Origin of the sequence: Maricaulis sp. D1M11, assembly GCF_047308265.1 — a bacterium.
GTDB lineage: Bacteria > Pseudomonadota > Alphaproteobacteria > Caulobacterales > Maricaulaceae > Maricaulis.
Genome location: NZ_JBKQWY010000003.1, coordinates 452,197 through 461,795, shown reverse-complemented (window position 1 = coordinate 461,795; position 9,599 = coordinate 452,197). Strand labels below are relative to the sequence as shown.

Genomic DNA, 9,599 nt, shown 5'->3' with positions numbered 1-9,599 from the left:
CCGGCCGTCCGGTGTGATCGACCAGCCTTGCCAAGGGTGTTTCGGATCACCTTTTTCATTGAGCACTGCCAGTCCCGCCCAGGAAAAATCCTGCGCCCACCACTTATCCCACCATTCCTGGTCGAGACGGGCTTTGAGCTCTGCGCGTTTTGGACCTGTCAGCTTGGCCATTTGATCCCCCTGACATCAAGTTTAGCGCGCGGCTTCAAACACGCAATGGGTGTGTCAGGGTGTTTTGCTGGTCTATTGTTTTGCCCCTCACCCGCCTCGTTGCACTCGGCATCCTTCGTCGCTCCGACCCTGACCTGTGCAGGGTCTCGGGCTCCTCAGCCCCAAAAGGGGAGAGGGATACAAGAGTCCATCTCCGTCACTGGGGCTGAGGAGCTCCAGCAAAAAGAAAAAAAAACGGCTGAGGGGCCCCAAAAAAAATGGCCCGTTTTCGCGGCGGCAGCGGTGTTGCATAGCGGCCTCCCGCACATCGTCAATTGACCTTGGCGGCCAGTCTGATATAGCGGCCCCGCAAGAGAGAAGGAGGTCTCCCATGGAGATTCGCGAAGGTCTTACCTTCGATGACGTGCTCTTGCAGCCGGGCCCGTCTGAAGTCTTGCCCGCCGATGCAAACGTCTCAACGCAGATCGCACCGGATATCAATCTGAACATTCCGATGCTGGCCGCCGCCATGGATACCGTGTCCGAGGCGCCGATGGCGATTGCCATGGCCCAGGCCGGGGGGCTGGCTGTGGTGCACCGCAATCTGTCCATCGAGGAACAGGCGGAGGAAGTGCGCAAGGTTAAACGGTTTGAGAGCGGCATGGTGGTGGATCCGGTGACGATCTCGCCCGATGCGACGCTGGCTGATCTGCGGGCCCTGACTGAGCATCACCAGATCTCTGGCATTCCGGTGGTGGAAGGCGCAAGCAAGACCCGGCCGGGCAAGCTGGTGGGTATTGTCACCAATCGCGATGTGCGTTTCGCCGATGATCCCAATGAGAAGATCGGCAATCTGATGACCCGCGATGTGGTCACCGTGCGCGAAGGAGCGAGCCAGGACGAGGCACGTCGCAAGCTGCACGAACACCGGATCGAGCGTGTTCTGGTGGTGGATGACCAGGATCGCTGCATCGGCCTGATCACCGTCAAGGACATGGAGAAAGCCCAGGCGCATCCCATGGCCGCCAAGGACAGCCAGGGCCGTTTGCGCGTGGCGGCTGCGACCACAGTGGGGGATAGCGGGTTTGCCCGCGCCGAAGCCTTGATCGATGCCGGGGTTGATGTGGTGGTGATTGATACCGCGCATGGTCAGAGCCTGTCCGTGCTCGAACAGGTCGCGCGTGTGAAGAAACACACCAATGCCACACGTGTGGTGGCTGGCAATGTCGCGACCTATGACGGTGCCAAGGCGCTGATCGATGCAGGCGCGGATTGTGTGAAAGTGGGGATCGGTCCGGGATCCATCTGCACCACGCGGATTGTGGCCGGTGTGGGCGTGCCCCAGCTGACCGCTATTCTTGAAGCGCGCCGGGCAGCGGAAGGCTCGGATGCGACGATTATCGCCGATGGCGGGATCAAGTTTTCCGGTGACATGGCCAAGGCGATGGCGGCCGGTGCGCATGCGGTCATGGTGGGATCGCTGCTGGCGGGCACCGAGGAAAGCCCGGGCGAGGTCTTCCTCTATCAGGGCCGGTCCTACAAATCCTATCGCGGCATGGGGTCGCTGGGCGCGATGGCGGCGGGGTCTGCAGATCGCTATTTCCAGAAAAACACCGAGCGTATGAAACTCGTGCCGGAAGGCATTGAGGGCCAGGTCCCGTTCAAGGGGTCGGTCGGTCCGATCCTGCACCAGATGGTGGGCGGTCTGCGCGCGGCGATGGGATATACCGGTTCGGCCACGATCCCCGACTTGCATGAGCGGGCGCAATTTGTACGCATCACCAATGCGGGCCTGCGTGAAAGCCATGTGCATGATGTGAAGATCACGCGCGAGGCGCCCAACTATCCGACCACCAGCTAAGGTGCTCAATTTGTTCAAGCTTCAGCGCTGAATGCATGCCATTTGGCGCTGTTGCTTGCCGCAGCGGTGGACCGGCGTCACGGTCGCGACGATTTTCAATTCTGCCTGTGCGAGGACATCGTCATGACCCTTTCCCTGTTTCTGCCTCTGTTTATCCAGGTCTGTCTCACGCTTGCTCTGGGCTTCGCCACGGGCGCATCGCGCTATCTCGCCATCGAGACGGGCAAGGTGCGTCCGCGAGATGTGGCGCTGGGTGAAAAAGCCTGGCCCCGCAAGAGCCAGCAATTGGGCAATGCGTTCGGCAATCAGTTTGAAACACCGGTTCTGTTTTACGCAGCCATCCTGGCCACCCTTGCTCTGGATGTTCAGAGTGTCGTGATTGCGGTTCTGGCCTGGGTGTGGGTGATTTCGCGACTCATCCATGTGGGTGTACACATCACCAGTAATCACATGCTCTTCCGTTTCATCGCCTTTGCGAGCGGTATGGTGCTTTTGGCCGTATTGTGGGCGGTTCTGGGTTTCGAGGTAATGACACGATGATGCAAGACCAGCCGGCTCTGTCGACGGACACGGATATTCTCTTCCTGCTTACCGGAAGCTGGGGGCATGAGGGCGACGAGTCCGGCGGACCCTTCCTGTGTGCGGATTGCTGCACCATGGAAGGCGCCCTGGCGATCAATACCCACTGGGCCGACGCCATCACCCTGGCACGGGTGGAGTATGCCCGTCCGCGTGCGGAAATCATCGCACTTCTGGATGAAGCCCATCAGAACGCGCCGACCCTCATCCTGGCGGACAGAACCGAAGCGCATGTGGATGTGGTAACGTGTGACAATGGTCGCCGCATCATCACCGACCCCTCGGATATCTGTCGTCAGCTGGCGGCGTGTTATGGCGGAGCGAAACCCAGCTAGAGATCTCGGGGCGCGACACTGTGTACCGTGGCTTCCCGCTGCGTGGCGGGGCAGGGTGAGCACATGCTTGCTCGCACCCCCTCGCCCCGGATCGATATCCCGCCGGCTGACAGCCAGATTGCGGCCTATGCCGACCCTGGCGATTACATGGATTGTTTTGCCATCGCTCTGGCGGATCGTCCGGATCTTCAAACCTGTGACCCGCGCCGCCTGGCTGAACACTGCGGCACCATTGATTTTGCCTGGTCCCGAGGGCTGCTCTGGTTACGCGATACTCTGGTCAAACCCTTAGGGTTAAAGGCCACGCCCGATCTGTCTTCGGACCAGATCCATAAGCCGGTTGAAGAAAAAACGGTCGGAGATCGCGTGAATTTCTTTCGCATTTTCGCCATCGAGGAACATGAAGTCCTGCTGGGAGAGGATGACCTGCATCAGGATTTTCGTTTATCAGTGCTTCGAACCTGCGGGCCGGAAGCCAAGCTTGTCCTGACCACCGTATGCAAACGCCATAACTGGTTTGGACATGTTTATCTGGCGAGCATCCTGCCCGTGCACAAAAAGCTGGTGAAGGCCACGCTTGAGACCGCGATCGAAAAGCCCCTGCCCAAGCCAGCAGGCTGACGGTCGACATTGACCGGGAAGCATTCATGAGAGATGGCGGACGCATCGCTGCAGCGATCGAAATTCTGGATACCCTGCAATCACGCCATCAGCCGGTAAAGGATGCTGTGCGCGACTGGGGTAAGGCGCACCGCTTTGCCGGATCGGGGGATCGCGCTTGGATTGGCGGGCTGGTCCTCGATGCTCTGCGCCATCAGCTGTCCGTGTCGACGGCCATGCAGTCCGACACACCGCGCGCGCTGGCGATTGGCACGGCTGGTCGTGTCTGGGGCATGGATGCAGACCAGCTGGACGAGATTTTCGAGAGTGATGACCACGCACCCGATGCCCTGAGCGATGCCGAGAAAGACGGGCTGAAGCGGGATATCTCGGATGCGCCTGCCTATGTGCGGGGTGATTTCCCCGAATGGCTGGAGGAAAGCCTGACGCGCGCCTTTGGTGAGAGCGTGGCGGAGGAAGGGCGTTTGTTGTCAGCGCGGGCGCCGGTCGATTTGCGCATTAATATTCTCAAGAGCGACCCGGATCGTGCCGAAAAAGAGGTCGCCTCCAAGCTGAAGACCGTCGAAGCCTCACATCTTACCCGGCTGGGCTTGCGCCTGCCCCTGCGCGATCCGCGTGCCAAGGCCGCCGCCGCTGAGAGCATTCCCGCCTATGGCAAGGGCTGGGTCGAGGTGCAGGATGTCGGCTCGCAGGTTGCCGCCCTGGCCGCAGCGCCACGCGCGGGCATGAAAATCCTGGACTATTGTGCCGGTGCGGGCGGCAAGACGCTGGCCCTGTCGGCCCTGCTCAACAATACCGGTCAGGTCCATGCCTGGGATCTCGACTGGCGGCGCCTCAAAGCCATCTGGCCGCGCCTCAAACGCGCGGGGTCGCGCAATGTCCAGGTGCATGACGGTAAAGAGGCCGAGGCTCTGGGCGATCTTACGGGCAAGATGGATGTGGTGTTTTGTGATGCACCGTGCACCGGAACCGGCACATGGCGCCGTCGTCCTGACGCCAAATGGCGTCTCAAGACAGCAGCGCTGGAAAAACGCATGGAAGAGCAGGATACCGTGCTCGAACGCGCCCAGGCCTATGTCAAACCAGCCGGGCGTCTCGTCTATGTGACGTGTTCGGTTCTGCCGGAGGAGAATGGGGATCGTGTCCAGGCCTTCCTCGATCGCGGTGCGCCGTTCAAACCGGTTTCTGCGCTGGAGGTGCTCAAGGCCTCGGGGGGGCTGACGGCGGGGGCCAGTGAAACGCTGGAGGCCTGTGTGACCGATCTCGGCGCGCTCCAGCTCTCACCCGGGCGCACCGATACGGACGGTTTCTACATCTGCGTGTTGGAACGCGAGGCCTAGCGCCAGTCTCGCCCCAAAAGGTGGCCAAGGCCTTCCTTGACGACTCCCAACCGCCGCCGCATCTGATTTTTTAGGGACCGTGAGCCCGGAGGCGGGGCGAGAGACAGGAGTGCCTTCGCAGACGTCTGTGCCGATCCATCCGCCCAAGCCGCGGTCCAGGCGTCGTAGACCGCATATTCTTCGTGCAAAACATCGCGCAGATGTTCACGCGCCTGCTCGAGATTTTCGATCTGCTGATACTGGGACCGTGGTGTGACATTGCGACGGGGGAGCACACCCACCCAGCCGGCATGACGGCGGCAGGCGCCCAGTCCCGCGGACCGATGGGCATCGACAAAGAAACAATAGGGGCCGGGGCGGGTCTCGAGGCGTTCCTGATAACGCGCATAAAACCGGAAATTCTTTTCGGCGAAGGCAACAAAGTCGAGCTCTCCGCGTGCAACGCGCTGCGCAATCTCCAGGGGTTGTTGCCGAGACCGAAAGTGCAGGAATTCCGACGCGAGACGATCGACGGGATCGCGCAACCAGGCAAGCGCACCCGCCTCAGGAAACAGGTCCAGAAAGTCCCGGGCTCGATGTCCATCGATCACACGACAGGGCGAGGTTGAAACACATGTTCTCGCCTGCTCGCGGTCACCCGCATCCAGAAAGGCCAGCGCCTGGCTGGCGATCTGTTGTCCATCGCGGGCCTCTGTTGAGGCAAAGCTGACCTGTGGCCCGAGATTGCGCTCCAGAAACAGACGCCAGGCTGTTCCCGCGGTTTTTGGGATGTGGAGTGAGAGCAGCATTAGCGCCGTGTTGTCCTAGCGGCGCAGTTCCAGAGTGAAGTCGACCGCGATGCCGCGATCAATACTCTCCAGCCCGGCCAATTCCTGCAGCGTGTCGATACCGTCCATCAATTGCAGCGGGGCGGCCTCGACAGAGATGGGCGTGGCTGTTGTTACACGGACATGACCGTCCGCGACATGCTCGACGCGCACGGAGGCCGTTAGGTCCAGCGGGATGTCGCGCAGTATTAGCGTGAAATCGACAGGTGTGATCTGCGTCTCGCCGACCTCCACCCACAGGGCGCCATAATCCAGCTCCCCCTCGATGCGGGCGAAGGGATGGTCGGCGGTCTGGAAGAGATGTTCGGCCATGCGCTCATTGCGGATCGGGATAAAAGTCTCGACGGTGGCCATGTCGAGCTCTATGCGAAGCTCGCCGCCTTCGGTCAGAGAGCCGCTGACACCCGTGAGTTCATGCTCTTCGTCGAAATCGCCGTTTTTGACAGTGATAAACGTGAGCTGGGAGGTGTCGGTGTCGATCCACCAGGTCATGGGCGGCATGGCAGGCGCGGTGTCCGCAGCCGGAGGCGTGGTATCCTGGGGCCCTGTGTCGACGCGGTCCTCACGAGGTGAGGGACTGCAGGCCACCGCAAGGGTTGCCACGCCAACAAGTCCGGCCATAAGAAGCGTACGCATGGTGTTGATCCCCATCATTCATGTGCGGTGGGCGAGATTAGGGCAGTTAAACCGCTTTGCCACTCACAAAGAAGCGATATCCCCACTGGAAATCTGATCTGACTCGCGCTATCGGGCGTCATGACCGACACCCATGAAAAACTCCTGATCATCGACTTCGGCAGCCAGGTCACCCAGCTCATCGCCCGTCGCGTGCGCGAGAGCGGTGTCTACTGCGAAGTCCATCCTTACAATCGCGCCGATGCGGCCTTTATTGACGGCTATGATCCTAAGGCGATCATCCTGTCCGGCTCGCCGCACTCGACCCATTGGGATAACTCACCTCGGGCCGATGACAGCGTCTTTACGCGCGGCCTGCCGGTTCTGGGTATCTGCTATGGCGAGCAGACCATGTGCGCCCAGTTGGGCGGAGCGGTTGAAGCCTCCGAAGAGCGCGAATTCGGCCGGGCCGACATCACCATCACTGCAGAGAGCCCGCTGTTTGCCGGTCTGGGCGGTGTGGGCCATGAAGAACGTGTGTGGATGAGCCATGGCGACCGGGTCTCCGCGATCCCGGCCGGTTTCGAGGTGATCGCGACCTCGGGCAATGCGCCCTTCGCCGCCATTGCCGACGAGACTCGCAAATTCTACGGCGTGCAATTCCACCCCGAAGTCGTGCACACCCCGCGCGGCGCAGCGCTTCTGAAGAATTTCACTCACGGGATTGCCGGTCTGAGCGGCGACTGGACAATGGCCAGCTTCAAGGATGAAGCCATCGCCAAGGTCCGCGCCCAGGTCGGCGACAAGCGTGTCATTTGTGGCCTGTCCGGCGGGGTCGACAGTTCCGTCGTGGCCGTGCTGCTGCACGAAGCTATTGGCGATCAGCTGACCTGTGTCTTCGTGGATACGGGCCTGATGCGTCAGGGCGAGGCGGACGAAGTCGTCTCCCTGTTCAAGGAGCATTACAATATCCCGCTGATCCATGCCGAGGCCGAGGCCTTGTTCCTGGGGGCGCTGGACGGCGTGTCTGATCCGGAAGTGAAGCGCAAGACCATCGGAAAACTCTTCATCGACGTGTTCGACGAGAAGGCGAAGGAGGCCGGTGGTGCAGACTTCCTGGCCCAGGGCACGCTCTATCCCGATGTCATTGAAAGTGTCAGCTTTGACGGTGGCCCGTCTGTCACCATCAAGTCGCACCACAATGTGGGTGGTCTGCCCGCCCGGATGAAAATGGACCTCGTCGAACCGCTGCGCGAACTCTTCAAGGACGAAGTGCGTGCGTTGGGTCGCGAACTGGGTCTGCCGGACGCCTTTGTCGGTCGCCATCCTTTCCCCGGGCCGGGTCTGGCGATCCGCATCCCCGGTGAGATTACCCGCGAGAAGGCGGATATCCTGCGCAAGGCCGATGCGATCTATATCGAAGAGATCAAGGCGGCCGGTCTGTATGACGAGATCTGGCAGGCCTTTGCCGTGTTGCTACCGGTTCGCACCGTAGGCGTGATGGGCGATGAACGGACCTATGATCACGTGCTCGCCCTGCGCGCGGTGACATCGGTCGACGGCATGACCGCCGACTATTACCCCTTCGACCATGATTTTCTCAGCCGTGTCTCCACGCGGATTATCAACGAGGTGCGCGGCGTAAACCGCGTGGTCTATGACGTGACCTCGAAACCGCCGGGGACGATTGAGTGGGAGTAGGAGCCGACCGTTCTCCCTCCTCCGATCGATCCGGCGCCTGGGCGCGTCGGCCCTGACAGCAAGGCGCGCCCTGGACCCAGTGTTCGGGCGCGTTTTTGTGAGGTCCTGACCGGGGCTGTCGCTCCGCCCGCAATTGTCCTGTACGAAAAACTCGGCGTCCGGGAAGATGTGCTGCACTTTGATGTACCACCCAAAGCGTGTTCCACGTCATGGCGGCTTTATTGCGGTTTTGCTGGGACGGCCTTTTTGCGTTCACCCAGGGCGCCCTTGGCGGCGGCACGCACAATACGCTGAAATTTCGGGCATTCCATATGGCTGGGGGCGGTACAGGCCGCGGCGTGTCGCAGACCTTCGCGCATGGCTGTCAGCTCCCGGATCTGCTTGTCCAACTCGTCAGCCTTGTCCAGCAGGCGTTGGCGATCGATCCGCGGCTTGCCGTCCACACCCAGCATGCTGGCAATATCCTCCAGGGTGAACCCGGCGACCCGCCCCAGGGCAATCAGCGCGAGGCGTTCGAGAATATCGCTCGCATACTGACGTTTTTGGCCCTTCCGGCCCACGGGGCGAATAAGCCCTTTCTCCTCATAGAAGCGCAGGGTGGAGGCGGGCAAACCGCTTTGTCGCGACACATCTGCAATATCGAGTTCAAACATGCTTGACCTCAAGTGAACTTGAGCTGGCATCATGCCGTCAATCGCAGCCTCAAGCAAGAAAGGAACAGGCTGAATGACGAAGACTGGTTATGAGAGCGAGAGCTGGAAACAGGCGGGCGGAACCCAGTGGGTGGACGCGGCAGATCAGATGGATCGTCTGTTGATCGCCTATCTGGATCGATTGATGGACACGGTCGGCCGGTTGGCCTCGGGCCGCGTGCTGGATATCGGATGCGGAACCGGTGCCACGACGCGCAGTGCGGCCACGATTCTGGGCAATCATGGTGACGCAGTCGGGCTGGATATCTCTCCTGTGATGATCGAGGAGGCCCGCAGACGGGCTCGTGAATCGCGTTCTGCGGCGAGTTATGTGCTGGACGATGCGGCATCACATGCCTTCGCGCCGAACAGTTTTGATCTCCTGATATCGCGGTTTGGCGTGATGTTTTTCGAAGATCCGGTTGCGGCATTTGCCAATCTGCGTCGCGCCGTTCGGCCGGGCGGACAGCTTCACATGATCACCTGGCGCGGACCGGAAGAGAACGCCTTTTTGACTGCCGCGGAGGAGTCTGCGCGCGAATACGTACCGAATATGCCCGTGCGTCAGGCAGGTGAGCCCGGTCCGTTCGGTCTGGCGGACCGTGATCAGGTGACCTCGATTTTGTCCGATGCCGGTTGGAGCCGGATCAGCCTGGAACCCGCGGATGAGGAGATTGTGATGAGTGTGGACGAGCTGGACAATTACCTGGTGAAGATGGGGCCGGTCGGTCGGATTTTCGATGAGCTGGACGCTAATACCCAGGTCAAGCTGGCCGTGGCGATCCGTGCAGCCTTTGCGCCTTATCGAGAGGGCGACGAGGTCCGTTTCACCGCATCGTGCTGGAGTGTGCGCGCCGAAGCCGGTGAGGAGGCCTGAC

General features: G+C 60.9%; 10 protein-coding genes. 7 read left to right on the top strand and 3 right to left on the bottom strand.

What is annotated here, in order from left to right; translation table 11 throughout:
• The first annotated feature begins 541 nt into the window (after nt 1-541).
• From guaB to RMQ97_RS08515, 5 genes are all read left to right on the top strand, one after another.
• Nucleotides 542-2,011, top strand: a complete 1,470-nt coding sequence (guaB, locus tag RMQ97_RS08535; RefSeq protein WP_413660438.1) for an IMP dehydrogenase — start codon at nt 542-544, stop codon at nt 2,009-2,011.
• 123 nt (nt 2,012-2,134) lie between these two features.
• Nucleotides 2,135-2,551: an MAPEG family protein gene (locus tag RMQ97_RS08530; protein WP_413660437.1), complete on the top strand. Its 417-nt coding sequence runs from the start codon at nt 2,135-2,137 to the stop codon at nt 2,549-2,551.
• Nucleotides 2,548-2,925, top strand: coding sequence for a DUF3088 domain-containing protein (locus tag RMQ97_RS08525; RefSeq protein ID WP_413660436.1), 378 nt, complete (start codon nt 2,548-2,550; stop codon nt 2,923-2,925). The genes RMQ97_RS08530 and RMQ97_RS08525 overlap by 4 nt, the downstream gene beginning before the upstream one ends.
• A gap of 63 nt (nt 2,926-2,988) precedes the next feature.
• Complete coding sequence (locus RMQ97_RS08520) at nt 2,989-3,546, top strand: DUF2867 domain-containing protein (protein WP_413660435.1); 558 nt, start codon at nt 2,989-2,991, stop codon at nt 3,544-3,546.
• A gap of 26 nt (nt 3,547-3,572) precedes the next feature.
• Nucleotides 3,573-4,886, top strand: coding sequence for an RsmB/NOP family class I SAM-dependent RNA methyltransferase (locus tag RMQ97_RS08515; protein ID WP_413660434.1), 1,314 nt, complete (start codon nt 3,573-3,575; stop codon nt 4,884-4,886).
• Here the strand turns inward: RMQ97_RS08515 and RMQ97_RS08510 are convergent.
• Together RMQ97_RS08510 and RMQ97_RS08505 are read right to left on the bottom strand one after the other, a co-directional pair.
• Entirely contained in the window at nt 4,883-5,674 is a 792-nt protein-coding gene (locus tag RMQ97_RS08510; protein WP_413660433.1) for a hypothetical protein, read from the bottom strand. The genes RMQ97_RS08515 and RMQ97_RS08510 overlap by 4 nt on opposite strands.
• A gap of 15 nt (nt 5,675-5,689) precedes the next feature.
• On the bottom strand, nt 5,690-6,349 hold the full coding sequence (locus RMQ97_RS08505; protein ID WP_413660432.1) for a YceI family protein: 660 nt from the start codon (nt 6,347-6,349) through the stop codon (nt 5,690-5,692).
• Between the two features lie 120 nt (nt 6,350-6,469).
• Here RMQ97_RS08505 and guaA point away from each other — a divergent pair, with 120 nt between their 5' ends.
• A complete protein-coding gene (gene guaA / locus RMQ97_RS08500; RefSeq protein ID WP_413660431.1) occupies nt 6,470-8,029 on the top strand; it encodes a glutamine-hydrolyzing GMP synthase in 1,560 nt (519 codons plus the stop codon).
• Between the two features lie 218 nt (nt 8,030-8,247).
• Here guaA and RMQ97_RS08495 read toward each other — a convergent pair whose 3' ends face one another.
• Nucleotides 8,248-8,682 carry a helix-turn-helix domain-containing protein gene (locus RMQ97_RS08495; protein WP_413660430.1) on the bottom strand — a complete coding sequence of 145 codons (435 nt, stop codon included), beginning with the start codon at nt 8,680-8,682 and terminating at the stop codon, nt 8,248-8,250.
• 73 nt (nt 8,683-8,755) lie between these two features.
• On the opposite strand from RMQ97_RS08495, the gene RMQ97_RS08490 reads away from it, so the two are divergent.
• A complete protein-coding gene (locus RMQ97_RS08490) occupies nt 8,756-9,598 on the top strand; it encodes a class I SAM-dependent methyltransferase (RefSeq protein WP_413660429.1) in 843 nt (280 codons plus the stop codon).
• Nucleotide 9,599: the final 1 nt, after the last annotated feature.